Origin of the sequence: Cupriavidus sp. 2KB_3, from assembly GCF_052115685.1 — a bacterium.
In the GTDB taxonomy this organism is placed as follows: Bacteria; Pseudomonadota; Gammaproteobacteria; order Burkholderiales; family Burkholderiaceae; genus Cupriavidus; species Cupriavidus campinensis.
In genome coordinates this window covers 216178-230154 of sequence record NZ_JBFRHD010000001.1, presented here as the reverse complement: position 1 = coordinate 230154, position 13977 = coordinate 216178, and the positions used below count along the sequence as shown (strand labels likewise).

At 65.8% G+C, this 13977-nt stretch carries 15 protein-coding genes; 9 read left to right on the top strand and 6 right to left on the bottom strand.

Annotation, left to right across the window (positions count from 1 at the left end):
• Window positions 1-50: 50 nt before the first annotated feature.
• Window positions 51-1142 carry an L-histidine N(alpha)-methyltransferase gene (gene egtD / locus AB4120_RS01090; protein ID WP_149135505.1) on the bottom strand — a complete coding sequence of 364 codons (1092 nt, stop codon included), beginning with the start codon at window positions 1140-1142 and terminating at the stop codon, window positions 51-53.
• Window positions 1143-1704: 562 nt separating this feature from the next.
• Here egtD and AB4120_RS01085 point away from each other — a divergent pair.
• The 3 genes from AB4120_RS01085 (at window position 1705) to AB4120_RS01075 (ending at window position 3855) form a co-directional block, all read left to right on the top strand.
• On the top strand, window positions 1705-2409 hold the full coding sequence (locus AB4120_RS01085; protein WP_144199651.1) for a TerC family protein: 705 nt from the start codon (window positions 1705-1707) through the stop codon (window positions 2407-2409).
• A gap of 154 nt (window positions 2410-2563) precedes the next feature.
• Window positions 2564-3358 (top strand): thymidylate synthase, encoded by a 795-nt coding sequence (locus AB4120_RS01080; RefSeq protein ID WP_149135504.1) that lies wholly within the window; start codon window positions 2564-2566, stop codon window positions 3356-3358.
• Entirely contained in the window at window positions 3355-3855 is a 501-nt protein-coding gene (locus AB4120_RS01075) for a dihydrofolate reductase (protein ID WP_149135503.1), read from the top strand. Before AB4120_RS01080 ends, AB4120_RS01075 begins: the two co-directional genes overlap by 4 nt.
• Before the next feature lie 78 nt (window positions 3856-3933).
• Here AB4120_RS01075 and pmbA read toward each other — a convergent pair whose 3' ends face one another.
• Entirely contained in the window at window positions 3934-5301 is a 1368-nt protein-coding gene (pmbA, locus tag AB4120_RS01070; protein WP_144199657.1) for a metalloprotease PmbA, read from the bottom strand.
• Window positions 5302-5370: 69 nt separating this feature from the next.
• Between pmbA and yjgA the strand changes: the two genes are divergently transcribed.
• Together yjgA and mog are read left to right on the top strand one after the other, a co-directional pair.
• Window positions 5371-5988 (top strand): ribosome biogenesis factor YjgA, encoded by a 618-nt coding sequence (yjgA, locus tag AB4120_RS01065; RefSeq protein ID WP_280527759.1) that lies wholly within the window; start codon window positions 5371-5373, stop codon window positions 5986-5988.
• Complete coding sequence (gene mog, locus AB4120_RS01060) at window positions 5985-6632, top strand: molybdopterin adenylyltransferase (RefSeq protein ID WP_441641755.1); 648 nt, start codon at window positions 5985-5987, stop codon at window positions 6630-6632. Before yjgA ends, mog begins: the two co-directional genes overlap by 4 nt.
• 20 nt (window positions 6633-6652) lie before the next feature.
• On the opposite strand, the gene AB4120_RS01055 is transcribed toward mog, so the two are convergent.
• Together AB4120_RS01055 and orn are read right to left on the bottom strand one after the other, a co-directional pair.
• The gene (locus AB4120_RS01055; protein ID WP_149135501.1) at window positions 6653-7534 is read right to left on the bottom strand and encodes an AEC family transporter; all 882 of its coding nucleotides are present in this window, start codon (window positions 7532-7534) and stop codon (window positions 6653-6655) included.
• A gap of 78 nt (window positions 7535-7612) precedes the next feature.
• Window positions 7613-8248: an oligoribonuclease gene (orn, locus tag AB4120_RS01050; RefSeq protein WP_149135500.1), complete on the bottom strand. Its 636-nt coding sequence runs from the start codon at window positions 8246-8248 to the stop codon at window positions 7613-7615.
• A gap of 167 nt (window positions 8249-8415) precedes the next feature.
• Between orn and AB4120_RS01045 the strand changes: the two genes are divergently transcribed.
• From AB4120_RS01045 to AB4120_RS01035, 3 genes are read left to right on the top strand one after another with little or no spacing between them, the layout of a single operon-like run.
• Entirely contained in the window at window positions 8416-9666 is a 1251-nt protein-coding gene (locus AB4120_RS01045; RefSeq protein ID WP_149135499.1) for a M48 family metallopeptidase, read from the top strand.
• A complete protein-coding gene (gene rsgA / locus AB4120_RS01040; protein WP_149135498.1) occupies window positions 9663-10628 on the top strand; it encodes a ribosome small subunit-dependent GTPase A in 966 nt (321 codons plus the stop codon). Before AB4120_RS01045 ends, rsgA begins: the two co-directional genes overlap by 4 nt.
• A gap of 23 nt (window positions 10629-10651) precedes the next feature.
• On the top strand, window positions 10652-10957 hold the full coding sequence (locus AB4120_RS01035) for a putative signal transducing protein (protein ID WP_149135497.1): 306 nt from the start codon (window positions 10652-10654) through the stop codon (window positions 10955-10957).
• 59 nt (window positions 10958-11016) lie between these two features.
• On the opposite strand, the gene AB4120_RS01030 is transcribed toward AB4120_RS01035, so the two are convergent.
• Complete coding sequence (locus AB4120_RS01030; protein WP_144199673.1) at window positions 11017-11997, bottom strand: CobD/CbiB family protein; 981 nt, start codon at window positions 11995-11997, stop codon at window positions 11017-11019.
• Between the two features lie 192 nt (window positions 11998-12189).
• The gene (locus AB4120_RS01025; protein WP_144199675.1) at window positions 12190-12888 is read right to left on the bottom strand and encodes a pirin family protein; all 699 of its coding nucleotides are present in this window, start codon (window positions 12886-12888) and stop codon (window positions 12190-12192) included.
• A 155-nt stretch (window positions 12889-13043) separates the two neighbouring features.
• Between AB4120_RS01025 and AB4120_RS01020 the strand changes: the two genes are divergently transcribed.
• The gene (locus AB4120_RS01020; protein WP_441641754.1) at window positions 13044-13970 is read left to right on the top strand and encodes a LysR family transcriptional regulator; all 927 of its coding nucleotides are present in this window, start codon (window positions 13044-13046) and stop codon (window positions 13968-13970) included.
• Window positions 13971-13977 lie beyond the last annotated feature (7 nt).

Here is a 13977-nt window from a genome sequence, read left to right as displayed (position 1 = left end):
TCAATCCCCTGCTTGGTCTGCGGCTTCTTCGGCAACCGCCGCCGCAACGGTCAGCCGCGCGCGTGGAACACCGCGAACCAGCCGTTCGGATCGGTCCAGCAGACCGGATCGGTGAAGCCGGCCGACTCGAGCAGGATCGAGAAGTCCTCGGGGCGATACTTATAGGAGTCTTCCGTATGGATCTGCTCCCCGGCCGCGAAGCGCCGCTCGCCGTCGGCCCAGCGCACGGTCACGTCGCGCGTGGCTTGCAGATGCATCTGCACGCGCGAGGACCGGGCGTCGAAGCTGGCCGCATGGCGCCAGTCATCGAGCGCGAAGTCGCTGCCGACGATGCGGTTCAGGTTGCGCAGCACGTTGCGGTTGAACGCGGCGGTCACGCCCAGGGCATCGTCATAGGCCGACACCAGCGTCGCAGAATCCTTGAACAGATCCACGCCAATCAGCACGCCGTCGCCGTGCCCGGCCGCCGCACGCAGGCGCTGGAGCAGCGCGAGCGCCTCGATCGGGGCGAAGTTGCCGATGCTGGAGCCCGGGTAGAAGAACAGCCGCCGGCCGCGCCGGACGCCGCTGGGCAGGTCGAGCGGGCCGCAGAGGTCCGCGCCAAGGCCCAGCATCGGAATATGCGGATTCTGCTGTTGCAGGCCTGTCAGCGTGCCGCGCAGGAACTCCACGGAAATATCGAGCGCCACGTACTGCGACGGCTGGAGGCTGGGGAACAACCGCGCGGCCTTTTCGCAGTTGCCGGCGCCCAGGTCGATCAGCACGCAGCCGCTGCCGGCACGCGCCGCGATGGCCGGCGCCGCGCTGGCAAAGATCGATGCTTCCGTGCGCGTAGGGTAGTACTCGGGGAGGTCGGTAATCGCCTCGAACAACCGCGAACCGAGCACATCGTAGAAGAACTTCGGACTGATGCTGGCCGGATGCCGGGTCAGGCCAGCAACGATCTCGGCGCGCAGTGCGCCGCTGTCCTCGTGGTACTGCTGGACGAATTCGGGCTGGAGCGCCGGGGCATGGCAATGGCCATGGCCATTGCCATTGACGATGACCGGGGACGGCTCGGGAGCAAGTGTGGGGGCGTGGTGGTTGTGATTGGCTTTGGAGAGAGGTCGGGTTGGGTTCAGTGGTGTCGTAACAGCCGGCATGACGCTTCCTTGTTGTCGATAGGGCACTACGTGAATCCCTCAAAACCGCCATGGCTGGCGCCCGGCGACCGCCTTCGGAGTCCGCGCCTGTGCAGTCCGGCGCGCACCGGCCGAAGCCGATCCCAATAGGATAGGTGCATATCGATATGCGCGCAGGTTGCTTTGCATCGACTTACATCCGCTGACCCTGTCGAAATTCCACCCAAACGCCTCATGTTAGATACATTCAAATGGCATGTAGGCTGCGCAACATTTTTTCTCGCATTTCGCTTATAATCCCGCCCAGCGCGACCGCTGCGCAGAATCTGCGGACGCGCCCCTTCAAAGGGGAGTAGCTTGGGGGCCATTGCCCTTAGCACAATCGTCATTCCGAGACGCGACCCGTCTCCGGTTGTGCTGACCCTGGCGCGCATTCCGCGTCTGTGTGTCGAGCAAGACCTTTGCAACCTGGTTTCACGTTGCAAAGGCGTTTTCAACTCCCGTGCTCCGTGATCTCAGGTGAACAAAAACCCTTGCGGGCCAAATTGGCCTGCAGCTATTCGTTCGTACCCGAGGAGAGTTCATGGAGTGGTTTACCGATTTGTTCACGATGCAGTTCCTGACGGCGCTGCTGTCCATCGTCGTCATTGACCTGGTGCTGGCCGGGGACAATGCCATCGTGATCGCCCTGGCGGCGCGCAACCTGCCGCCGCATCTGCAGAAGAAGGCCATTGTCTGGGGTACCGTCGGCGCCGTGGTGGTCCGTTCGGCCATGACCATCGGCGTGGTCTGGCTGCTCAAGATCCCTGGCCTGATGCTGGTAGGTGGCCTGGCGCTGGTCTGGATTGCCTACAAGCTGCTGGCCGCCGAGGAAGATGGCGACGAGCACGGCGGCGGCGCGACCACGCTGATGGGTGCGATGAAGACCATCATCATCGCGGATGCGGTGATGGGCGTGGACAACGTGCTGGCCGTGGCCGGCGCCGCGCACGGCAGCTTCCTGCTGGTGGTGCTGGGCCTGCTGATCAGCATCCCGATCGTGGTCTGGGGCTCGACGCTGGTGCTGAAGCTGATGTCGCGCTTCCCGGTCATCATCTACGTGGGCGCCGGCGTGCTGGCCTTCACGGCCGTGCACATGATCGTCAAGGAGCCGCTGATCAAGACGTTCTTCGAGACGCATTCGGTCGTGCAGCTTGGCCTCTATGTGCTGATCATCGGCGGCGTGCTGGGCGCGGGCTACCTGACGCAGAAGCGTCGCGTGCGCACGACTCCGGCCGAAAGCCACTGACATCAGTCAGACCCCGGCCCGCGGCAGCCCCCTGCCGCGGCGCAGCAGAAGACCGCCTCCGGGCGGTCTTCTGCTTTTCGGATTACGGGTAAAATCCCCGCTTGGCGCCCCAAGGCGCCGACATCACTTTCTCCCCGCCCTCGCTTCCAAGCCGATGAAACAGTATCTCGACTTCATGCGCCATGTTTACGAGCATGGCACCGACAAGGCCGACCGCACCGGCACGGGCACCCGTTCGGTGTTCGGCTACCAGATGCGCTTCGACCTGAACGAGGGCTTCCCGGTGGTCACCACCAAGAAGCTGCACCTGAAGTCCATCATCCACGAACTGCTGTGGTTCCTCCAGGGCTCGACCAACATCGCCTACCTGAAGGAACACGGCGTGTCGATCTGGGACGAGTGGGCCGACCAGAATGGCGAACTCGGCCCGATCTACGGCTACCAGTGGCGCGCCTGGCCGACACCGGACGGCCGCCACGTGGACCAGATTGCCGACCTGATGCAGCAGATCCGCAACAACCCGGACTCGCGCCGCCTGATCGTCTCGGCCTGGAACGTGGGCGAAATCCCGCAGATGAAGCTGCCGCCCTGCCACGCGTTCTTCCAGTTCTACGTGGCCGATGGCAAGCTGTCCTGCCAGCTCTACCAGCGCAGCGCCGACATTTTCCTCGGCGTGCCGTTCAACATCGCCAGCTACGCGCTGCTGACGCACATGATCGCGCAGCAGGCCGGCCTGGGCGTGGGCGACTTCGTCTGGACCGGCGGCGACTGCCATATCTACAACAATCATTTCGAGCAGGTGGAGACCCAGCTCGCGCGCGCGCCGATGAAGCTGCCGACGCTCCAGATCCAGCGCAAGCCGGACAGCATTTTCGACTACAAGTACGAGGATTTCGCGCTGGTGGGTTACGAATCGCACCCTGCGATCAAGGCGCCGGTGGCCGTATGACGCTGCTGACCCTGATCGTCGCCCGGGCGCGCAACGGCACCATCGGCCGCGACAACACGCTGCCGTGGCGCCTGCCGGAAGACCTCCAGCATTTCAAGCGTACGACGATGGGCGCGCCGGTCATCATGGGCCGCAAGACGTGGGATTCCATCGGCAGGCCGCTGCCGGGGCGCCGCAACATCGTGGTGAGCCGCAACCGGGAGCTGAAACTGGAAGGTGCCGAGGTGGTGGCGTCGCTCGAGGACGCCCAGCGGCTCTGCGTGGGCGTGGAGCAGGTCTTCCTGATTGGCGGCGCGCAGCTCTACGCCGAGGCGCTGCCCAGCGCGGACCGGCTGATCGTCACCGAGATCGACGCCGACGTGCCGGGCGACGCCTTCTTCCCGGCCGTGGACCGCTCCCGCTGGATCGAACTGGCCCGCGAGACGCATCATTCCGAGACCAACCAGTTCGACTACGCGTTCGTGACGTACGAACGCCCGCCTTCCGGCGAAGAGTAAGCCGAAGCTGCATAAAAAAACGGCAGGGTTCAAACCCTGCCGTTTTTCATTGGGCGATCCAGCCCCGGCCCCGGCCCGTCAGTTCCCGGCGATCGTCATCTGTTCGATCAGGATCGAGCCGGTTTCCTTGGTGCCGCGCACCAGCGCATCCGAACCGATGGCCACGATCTGCTTGAACATCTCGACCATGCTGCCGGCAATCGTGATTTCTTCCACCGGATACTGGATGACGCCGTTTTCCACCCAGTAGCCCGACGCGCCGCGCGAGTAATCGCCCGTCACGTAGTTCACGCCCTGCCCCATCAGCTCCGTCACCAGCAGGCCGGTACCCATCTTCTTGAGCATGCCGGCGAAGTCGTCGCCCGGCTGGGTCTGGGTGCTGGTCAGCGTCAGGTTGTGCGAGCCGCCGGCGTTGCCGGTGGTCTTCATGCCCAGCTTGCGCGCCGAGTAGGTGGAGAGGAAATAGCCTTCCACCACGCCATCGCGCACCACGTCGCGCTCGCGCGTGCGCACGCCTTCCTCGTCGAACGGAGCGCTGCCCATCGCGCCCGGCACGTGCGGCCTTTCATGGATCTGGATGTCCGGGCCGAACACGGCCTTGCCGAGCGTGTCGTACAAAAACGTCGATTTACGATACAGCGCGCCACCGGACACGGCCTGGACGAACGCGCCGAGCAGGCCGGCGGCCAGCGGCGCCTCAAACAGCACCGGGCACTTGCGCGTGGTCAGCTTGCGGGCGTTCAGGCGGGCCAGCGCGCGCTCGGCGGCGTAGCGGCCGATGTCCTCGGGCGCGGCCAGCGTCAGCGGGGAGCGCTTGGACGAATACCAGTCGTCGCGCTGCATGCCGCCGCCCGAACCGGCGATCGGCGCGCACGAGATGAAATGGCGGGAATACGGGTAGCCGCCCGAGAAACCGCGCGAGGTGGCCAGCACGAATTGCGAATGCTGCGCCGAGACGCTCGCGCCATCGCTGTTGCGGATCTTCGGCGAGACCGCGAATGCGGCGGCCTCGGCACGGCGGGCGATGTCGATGGCGCCCTCGGCGTCCACCGTCCAGGGATGGAACAGGTCCAGGTCCTGCGGGTTCTTCTCGAGCAGGTCTTCCTCGGCCAGCCCGGCGCAGTCGTCCTCGGCGGTGAAGCGGGCGATGTTGTAGGCGGCCTCGGCCGTGGCGCGCAGCGCCGCCGGCGAGAAATCGGACGTGCTGGCATTGCCGCGCCGCTGGCCGATCATCACCGTCACGCCGACTACCTTGTCGCGGTTCTGCTCGATCGTCTCCACCTGGCCCTTGCGCACCGTCACCGACAGGCCGCTGCCCTCCGAGATCTCGGTGGCGGCGTCGGTCGCCCCAAGCTCGCGTGCCACGCGCAGCACATCGGCCGCCATGGCCTTGAGCTGGTCCTGGGAATAGGTGAAATGCGAGGTTTTGTCGGCAATCTGGTCCATGCGGTGGTCCATGTGGGCAAGCGTGATCAAAAGTCCAAACGGGAATCATAGCAAGATAAAATGCCGGCTATGACGCGAAATACCCGTAGCCCCTCCAATTCCCGTTTCCCCGGCGGCTTTGCCCCCGAGCCGGACGACGACCTGCCCAAGAGCAAGTCGCAGCGCAAGCGCGACATGACCGCGCTGCAAGACCTGGGCGTCGAGCTCGAAGCCCTGGCCAAGGACCGCCTGGCGCGCGTGCCGATGCCCGAGTCGCTGGCCGATGCCATCCACGCCGCGCGCAAGATCAACAGCCACGAAGGCAAGCGCCGCCAGATGCAGTTCGTCGGCAAGGTCATGCGCGGGCTGGACGACGACGAAGTCGACGCCATCCGCGCCGCGCTGGAAGGCTTCAAGGGCACCAGCAAGGCCGAGACGGCCCGGCTGCACCTGATCGAACGCTGGCGCGAGCTGCTGCTGGCCGACGACGCGATGCTGACCAAGTTCCTTGGCGAGCACCCCAGCGTGGACGTGCAGGCCGTGCGCAACATCATCCGCAATGCCCGCAAGGAACGCGAAATGGGCAAGCCGCCCAAGTACTTCCGCGAGCTGTTCCAGGCCGTCAAGACCGCGCTGGAAGACAAGGATGCCGCCACGGGCGCCGCAGCCGACGCCACCACCCCGCCCGCACAGGAGCCCGAGGCATGACCCCTCCCCTGACCACCCCCCTCGGTTCCCCCGTATTGCGCAAGCATCCGGACGAACTGATCGTCGGTTTCGTGTCGATTTCTGACCGGGCGTCGTCCGGCACCTACCAGGACGAGGGCATCCCCGCCCTGCGCGACTGGTTCGGCCGCACCCTGACGTCGCCGTGGCAAGGCGTGGAACGGCTGATTCCGGACGAGCAGGCGCTGATCTCGCGCACGCTGGTCGAACTGGTGGACGTGGCCGGCTGCGACCTCGTGCTGACCACGGGCGGCACGGGTCCGGCCCGGCGGGATGTGACGCCGGAGGCAACTTTGGCGGTCGGCACCAAGGAAATGCCGGGATTTGGGGAGCAGATGCGGCAGGTCAGCCTGCATTTCGTGCCGACGGCGATCCTGTCGCGCCAGGTGGCGGTGATCCGCGAGACGCCGAGCCGTGCCGCGCTGATCATCAACCTGCCCGGCCAGCCGCGCGCCATCCGCGAGACGCTGGAAGGTCTGCGCGATGCCGACGGCAAGTCGGTGGTCCAGGGCGTGTTCGCGGCGGTGCCGTACTGCATCGACCTGATCGGCGGCCCCTACGTGGAGACCGACGAAGCCGTGGTCAAGGCGTGGCGCCCGAAGCACGCCATCCGCGCGAAGTCCTGACTAGATATATAGAGAAAGGGCTACTTCAGGCCGAGGTAGAGCCCGATGGGCACGAACACCACGGCCGCGATGTTGCCCAGCAGCACGATGGAGGCCACCTGATCCGGCTCCTGCCGGAAATGGTCGGCCACCAGGAAATTGAGCACCGCCGGCGGCAGGGCCGCGAAGACGAACAGCAGCCCGCGCTGGAGATCCGTCAGCGGCACCCACAGCGCCAGCGGCAGCGCCACCGCAATGCCCACCAGCGGGCATACCGCCGCGCCGAGCAAGCCCATCCCCCAGTTCCGCAGGCTGACGTCCTTCATCCGCACGCCGAGCGCGAACAGCATCAGCGGTACCGTGGCATCGCCCAGCAGCTTGATCGATTCAAAAACCGGCTCCGGCAGCGTGAACCACGGCCGCGCCAGCGACAGCGCCACCCCGGCCACGGTCGCCAGCACCATCGGGTTACGGGCGATCTGCGTCAGCGAGGCATGCCGGTTGACGATCTTGAGCCCCAGCGTGAAGTGCATCAGGTTCGATGCCGCGAACAGCGCCACCGCCGGCGCCAGGCCGGCCGGGCCAAACGCGAACACCGACAGCGGCAGACCCATGTTGCCGCTATTGTTGAACATCATCGGCGGCACGAAGGTACGCGGATCGGCCTTGATCAGCCGGGCCACGATCCACGCCAGGATGCCGGAGCCGATCACCACCGCCACCGCGCAACCGAGCAGCGACAACTGGTCCGCCAGCACGAAATCCTTGCTGACGAAGGCCGAGACCACCAGCAGCGGCGCGATCACGTCGAGCGTGGCGCGGTTGATGCCGGTCATGTCGGGGTGGGCGCGCCGGCCGTAGAGCCATCCGACCAGGATGATCAGGATGACCGGCGTGATGATCGAAACGATACGGGTGAACATGGCGGAGGGGGCGGCGTGGCCGGGGGCCCCTCCCGCCAGGCGGAAGGACGGACCGGCCCGCTGGGTTCTTGTTTTGCCTTAGGCAGCCGGGGCGGCCGGGGCCGCCGTGGCAGCGGGCGTCGCCGGGGTGTCCGTGGGGGCCGGCGTGGACGCCTTGATAAAGTGCGTGCGGTAGTAGCGCAACTCCTCCACCGACTCGAGGATATCGGCCAGCGCCGTGTGCAGTTGGCGCTTGGCAAAACCCTTGTGGATGGCCGGCTCCCAGCGCTTGCAGAGCTCCTTCAGCGTGGAGACATCGAGGTTCCGGTAGTGGAAGAACGATTCCAGCTTCGGCATGTAGCGGGCCATGAAGCGACGATCCTGGCAGATCGAGTTGCCGCACATCGGCGACTTGCCGGCCGGCACCCAGCGCTTCAGGAAGGCCAACAGCTCGGCTTCCGCCTGGGCCTCGGTGAGCGTGGACGCCTTGACCTTGTCGATCAGGCCCGAGCGGCCGTGCGTGCCCTTGTTCCAGTTGTCCATGCCGTCGAGCACGGCGTCGGCCTGATGGATCACCAGCACCGGGCCTTCGGCCAGGATATTGAGTTCGGAGTCGGTCACCACCACGGCAACCTCGATAATCCGGTCGGAATCCGGCTGCAGGCCGGTCATTTCCATATCCAACCAGATGAGGTTGTTTTCACTTTTGACGGAGGTGGCGGCTGGGCTTGTCATCTGGGTACGGCTCGATATTGGGGACAGGAAGAAAACCGGCCGGACAGGCGCCCGGCGCGAACAATTTATAATTCTCGCATATCCGCCACAATTGCCCGGTTGCGCACCCTCGCCGCCGGTCGGCAGTCTCACCGAGCGACTTTCGCGAAACTACTATGGCCTTGCCGATGTTCACGTTGATTTTCCTGGCCGCGCTGGTCGTCATGGTGCTGACCAAGCTCTGGCTGGCCGCGCGCCAGGTGCGCCATGTGGGCCGCCATCGCGGCGCCGTGCCGGCCCGCTTCGCCGACACCATCACGCTCTCCGCCCACCAGAAGGCCGCCGACTACACCATCGCCCGCACGCGGCTGTCGATGCTTGAGGTGCTGGCCGGCGCCGCCGTGCTGATCGGCTTCACCATGCTGGGCGGGCTGCATGCGCTGAACCATTTCTGGCTCGGCGTGTTCGACGGCGGCGGCTACCTGTACGGCGTGGCGCTGATTGCCAGCGTCGCGCTGATCGGCGGCCTGGTGGACCTGCCGTTTTCGCTATATGGCCAGTTCGGCATCGAGCAGCGCTTCGGCTTCAACAAGATGACCGTCGGCCTGTGGCTGCTCGACCTCGCCAAGATGACGCTGGTTGCCTGCGTGCTGGGCCTGCCGCTGCTGCTGGCCGTGCTGTGGCTGATGGAGCGCGCCGGCACCTACTGGTGGGTCTGGACCTGGCTGCTGTGGATGGCCTTCAGCCTGCTGCTCCAGGTGATCGTGCCCACCTTCATCGCCCCGCTCTTCAACAAGTTCGAACCGCTGGCCGACGAGGGCCTGCGCCAGCGCATCGAGGCGCTGCTGCGCAAGTGCGGCTTTGCCAGCAAGGGCCTGTTCGTGATGGATGGCAGCAAGCGCAGCGCGCACGGCAACGCCTACTTCACCGGCTTCGGCGCGGCCAAGCGCATCGTCTTCTTCGACACGCTGCTCTCCCGCCTGGACGGCGAGGAAGTGGAAGCCGTGCTGGCGCACGAACTGGGGCACTTCAAGCGCCGCCACGTGGCCAAGATGATCGCGGTCACCTTCGCGCTCTCGCTGGTGTTCCTGGCGCTGCTGGGCTGGCTGTCCACACGGGCGTGGTTCTACACGGGGCTGGGCGTGCTGCCGAACTTCGGCGCCAGCAACCACGCCCTGGCGCTGGTGCTGTTCTTCCTGACGCTGCCGGTGTTCACCTTCGTGCTGGGGCCGCTGGCCAGCCAGTCGTCGCGCAAGCACGAGTTCGAGGCCGACGAGTTCGCCGCCCATCAGACCGATGCCGGCCACCTGGTCTCCGCGCTGGTCAAGCTGTACAAGGACAACGCATCCACGCTGACGCCCGACCCCATCTATAGCGCGTTCTACTATTCGCACCCGCCCGCGGCGCAGCGGATCGACCGCCTGCTGGCGCACGCATGAACCGTCACGCGCGCCATCACAACGCCGGCAAGGGCACCGGCGAAGCCTCCCAGACCGCACTGATCATCGCCGCCCATGGCCGCCACTATGTGGTGGAGCTGGGCGACGGATCGCGGCTCCATGCCTTCCCGCGCGGCAAGAAGAGCGACTGCGCCGTGGGCGACCACGTGGCCGTGGACATGGCGGCGGCGGACCAGTGCGTGATCACCGTCGTCTCGCCACGCAAGAACCTGCTGCATCGCTCGGACCAGTTCAAATCCAAGCTGCTGGCCGCCAATATCGACCAGGTGGTCATTGTGCTGGCCACGGAGCCAAGTTTTTCCGAGGATCTGCTTGGCCGCGCGCTGGTGTCGGCGGAGGCGCTCGAAATTCGCCCCCTCGTCATCCTGAACAAGACCGACCTGACCGCGCGACTCGATGATGCACGGCGCCGCCTGAAGCTCTATCAGGACCTGGGCTACGACACTGTCGAGCTGTCCGTCCACGGCCGCCCGGAAGAGGCGCTGGCGGCACTCCAGCCGCGCACAGCCGGGGTGTCGAGCATCCTGATCGGCCAGTCTGGCATGGGCAAGTCGTCGCTGCTGAACCTGCTGATCCCGGGCGTGGAGGCGCAGACGCGCGAAATCTCGGCCAAGCTCGATTCCGGCAAGCACACCACCACGTTCACACGGCTCTATCACCTGCCGGCGGACTGGGGCACGGTCGAGGGCCGGCCCGGCTACCTGATCGACTCCCCCGGCTTCCAGGAATTCGGCCTCCATCACCTCAGCGAAGGCATGCTGGAGCGCGCGTTCCCTGAGTTCCGGCCCAAGCTGACCGAATGCCGGTTCTATAACTGCCATCACATCAACGAGCCCGGCTGCGGCGTGCTGGCGGCCATCGACGGCGGTGAGATCTCCGAGCGCCGCCATCAGCTCTACACGCAGCTGCTGCACGAGTCCCGGCAGCAGAAGCCGTGGTAACCGTGGAATAGTGGAATAGCCTGATGAAGCTGCTATTGCGGTCCACATCGCTGGTTCATGCCGCGCACTGCGAGAACGTGCTGCGGGCGGCGGGCATTCGCGCCGAGGTTCGCAACACGTGGCTGGGCGGTGCGGCCGGGGACATCCCGCTCCAGGAGAGCGCGCCGCAGGTCTGGATTCTCGACGATGCGGCCGAAGCCGACGCCTGGGCCGTGCTCAACGCCGCCGCCAACCCGCCGCCGGGGCCACGCTGGCAATGCGCGGGCTGCGCGGAATGGCACGAGGCGCAGTTCGCATCGTGCTGGCGCTGCGGGGCCCATCGGGATTGAGCAAGGGGAAATAAAAAAACGCCACGATCGTGGCATTTTTTGTTGGCGGATGCGGGCGGTCAGCCCACCCAGAGCGCCAGCGACACCATCGCCAGCAGCAGCATCCACAGGATGACCGCGCGCCAGACCAGTCCCACCGCCGACTGCAGCGTACGCACGCCGGGGTCGGCGCCGTATTCGGGCGGCACCGGCTCGGCGGTGTCTTCCATGCCCGGCGCGTAGTCCACGCCAGCCAGGCTCGTGCGCAGCATCACGCTGGAGTCGTCCTCGGCCAGCGGCGCGCCAAGCCGCACGCCAAGCGCCCCGCCGCCGCTGGCGAGCAGGATGCCGTTGATCGCATCATTCCATTTGCGCGCGTGGTTGCGCCACGCGTACACGGCATCCTCGAAATTGCCGACGATGGCAAACCCGATGGCCGTCAGGCGCGAAGGCACCCAGTCCAGCACATAGAACGCCTGCGAGGCAAAGCGCCCCAGCGCCGGGCTGCGCTCGTTCGACGGCAGGTTCCACTGCCGGCTCAGGAACTCGGCGGTGCGGTACAACACGACGCCGCCCGGGCCGATCGGCACCAGGAACCAGAAGAACACCCCAAATACATGACGATGGACAGCAATGATGGCCGCCTCCAGCGTATGACGCACGATCTCGCTGACCGGCATGTCGACGGTATCCAGCCCGGTCCACTCGTGCAGCAGCGTGCGCGCGGTGTGCGGATCGTCGCGGTTCAGCGCCTCGTGGATATCGGTGAAGAAATGGCTGAACTGGCGGAAGCCCAGGGTCAGATACAGCAGCAGGACGTTCCAGGCCAGCGTCAGCGCCACGCTGATCGACGCCAGCAGGTAGTGAACCAGCACGGCGGCTACCGTGAGCGGCAGCACCACGGTCAGCCAGGCCAGCGCGGCGTCGCGTGGGCGGCCCGTGTCGAAGGCGTGTTCGGCCCGCTCGCCCAATACGCGCACGATGTCGTAAATGGGGTTATTCCGGCCCAAGGCTCGGAACTGTTCGGCGATCAGCGCCAGAAGAATGGAAACAAAGGTCATCGCGTGACGGTGGCGACGGACGTTGGCGCGACGGCGAAGTGCCGGTCCGGTCGCATTGCGGTATAGCCAGACGATAGCATAGCGTCACGCCGCACCGTCAATGGGAAAGACCTGTAAGCAGGTGTTAAAGGCCAGATGGAAAACGCCCGCCGGGGGCACCGGCGGGCGGATGGCTACGGACTAATGTCGTGCTCAGGGCAGGTCGAAGACCAGCACTTCGGCCCCACTGCCTTGGGCCAGCGTGATGGCCTCGACCGCTTCCAGCTTCGCGGCATCGCCGGCCCCGAGCACCTGCCCGTTGACCGAGATCGCACCACGCGCCACGTGCACATAGGCACGGCGGCCCGGGGCGATGGCCAGCGTGGCGGCCTCGTCCCCATCGAACAACCCGGCATAGAGCCGCGCGTCCTGATGGATCACCACCGAACCCTCAGCACCATCCGGGCTGACGACGAGGCGCAGCTTGCCGCGCTTTTCCTCGGCCGGGAAATTGCGTTCCTCGTAGCCCGGCTCGATGCCGTTCTCGGCGGGGATGATCCAGATCTGCAGGAAGTGCGTGGTGTCGTGCGCGGCATGGTTGTATTCCGAGTGCCGCACGCCGGTACCGGCGCTCATCCGCTGCACATCGCCCGGACGGATCACGCTGCCATTGCCGATGCTGTCCTTGTGCGCAAGTTCACCATCGAGCACATAACTGATGATTTCCATGTCCCGGTGACCGTGCGTGCCAAAGCCCATGCCAGGCGCCACGCGATCCTCATTGATCACACGCAGCGGCCCGAACTGAACATGGCGCGGGTCGTAGTAATCTGCGAAGGAGAAGCTGTGATAAGACTTGAGCCAGCCATGGTCCGCATAACCGCGTTCGTCTGACTTACGGATTTCAATCATTTTGATGGCCCTCCTTGTGGCCTCCGAGATTCCCAAAATCGCCTGTCACTATCGGACTGGCTTGGGTCAGCGGCGTTTCGATGCTAGGCAGTTTAGGGGAGTCGGCGTATATTGACGGGCACCCGGTTAGAAGAATTCATTCAGATTTTCTGAACATGCCCCTCTCCCTCGAATCCCTCGAAGTCCTGGACGCCATCGAGCGCAAGGGCAGCTTTGCCGCTGCCGCTCACGAAATGGGCAAGGTGCCCTCCGCGCTGACCTATGTGGTCCGCAAGCTGGAGGAGGACCTGGACGTCCTGCTATTCGACCGCCGCCGTCACCGCGCCGAACTGACCCCGGCCGGCCGCGCCCTGCTGGACGAAGGCCGCCACCTGCTCCATGCCGCCGATGACCTCGCGCGGCGCGTCAAGCGCCTTGCCACGGGCTGGGAAGCCAACCTCAGCATTGCCCTGGACGACCTCGTCAACTTTCGCGCGCTGCTGCCGGTGATCCAGGATTTCTATGCCGAGAACACCGCCACGCGGCTGCGCTTTTCGAAGGAAGTGCTAGGCGGCGCCTGGGATGCGCTGGTCAGCAATCGGGTCGATCTGGTCATTGGCGGGGCCTATGAGGCGCCCAGCACGCAGGGTTTCCAGGTGCGGCCGCTCCGGTCGGTGCCGTTCGTGTTCGCGGTGGCCTCGCACCATCCGCTGGCCACCGAGGAAGGGCCGCTGACGACGATGCAGATCGCCAAGCACCGCATCGTGGCGGTAGGCGATACCTCGCGCAACCTGCCGGCGCGTACGCACGGCGTGCTGGCCGGGCAGGATGTCCTGGTGGTGCCGACCATGCGCGACAAGCTGGAGGCGCAGATCCGTGGCCTGGGCTGCGGCTGGCTGCCGGCCCCGATGGCTGCGCCCCATATCGAGAGCGGCGTGCTGCTGGCCCGCGAGACCGTGGAAGTGCGCGCGCCGGGCAATTTCAAGGTGGCGTGGCGCACCAGCTCGCGCGGCAAGGCGCTGCAATGGTGGACCAGCAAGCTTGAAGACCCCCGCCTTGCGCAGGCGCTGATGCAGCAGCCGCTGAACAGCCAGCCGGCCTGAGGGAGTT

What these genes read in the sequence shown, in the direction of transcription:
- egtD (WP_149135505.1), bottom strand. Translation starts at nt 1,142, where the DNA reads ATGCCGGCTGTTACGACACCACTGAACCCAACCCGACCTCTCTCCAAA.
- AB4120_RS01020 (WP_441641754.1), top strand. Translation starts at nt 13,044, where the DNA reads ATGCCCCTCTCCCTCGAATCCCTCGAAGTCCTGGACGCCATCGAGCGC.
- orn (WP_149135500.1), bottom strand. Translation starts at nt 8,248, where the DNA reads ATGACAAGCCCAGCCGCCACCTCCGTCAAAAGTGAAAACAACCTCATC.
- rsgA (WP_149135498.1), top strand. Translation starts at nt 9,663, where the DNA reads ATGAACCGTCACGCGCGCCATCACAACGCCGGCAAGGGCACCGGCGAA.
- mog (WP_441641755.1), top strand. Translation starts at nt 5,985, where the DNA reads ATGACCCCTCCCCTGACCACCCCCCTCGGTTCCCCCGTATTGCGCAAG.
- AB4120_RS01045 (WP_149135499.1), top strand. Translation starts at nt 8,416, where the DNA reads ATGTTCACGTTGATTTTCCTGGCCGCGCTGGTCGTCATGGTGCTGACC.
- AB4120_RS01080 (WP_149135504.1), top strand. Translation starts at nt 2,564, where the DNA reads ATGAAACAGTATCTCGACTTCATGCGCCATGTTTACGAGCATGGCACC.
- AB4120_RS01085 (WP_144199651.1), top strand. Translation starts at nt 1,705, where the DNA reads ATGGAGTGGTTTACCGATTTGTTCACGATGCAGTTCCTGACGGCGCTG.
- pmbA (WP_144199657.1), bottom strand. Translation starts at nt 5,301, where the DNA reads ATGGACCAGATTGCCGACAAAACCTCGCATTTCACCTATTCCCAGGAC.
- AB4120_RS01055 (WP_149135501.1), bottom strand. Translation starts at nt 7,534, where the DNA reads ATGTTCACCCGTATCGTTTCGATCATCACGCCGGTCATCCTGATCATC.
- AB4120_RS01025 (WP_144199675.1), bottom strand. Translation starts at nt 12,888, where the DNA reads ATGATTGAAATCCGTAAGTCAGACGAACGCGGTTATGCGGACCATGGC.
- AB4120_RS01035 (WP_149135497.1), top strand. Translation starts at nt 10,652, where the DNA reads ATGAAGCTGCTATTGCGGTCCACATCGCTGGTTCATGCCGCGCACTGC.
- yjgA (WP_280527759.1), top strand. Translation starts at nt 5,371, where the DNA reads ATGACGCGAAATACCCGTAGCCCCTCCAATTCCCGTTTCCCCGGCGGC.
- AB4120_RS01075 (WP_149135503.1), top strand. Translation starts at nt 3,355, where the DNA reads ATGACGCTGCTGACCCTGATCGTCGCCCGGGCGCGCAACGGCACCATC.
- AB4120_RS01030 (WP_144199673.1), bottom strand. Translation starts at nt 11,997, where the DNA reads ATGACCTTTGTTTCCATTCTTCTGGCGCTGATCGCCGAACAGTTCCGA.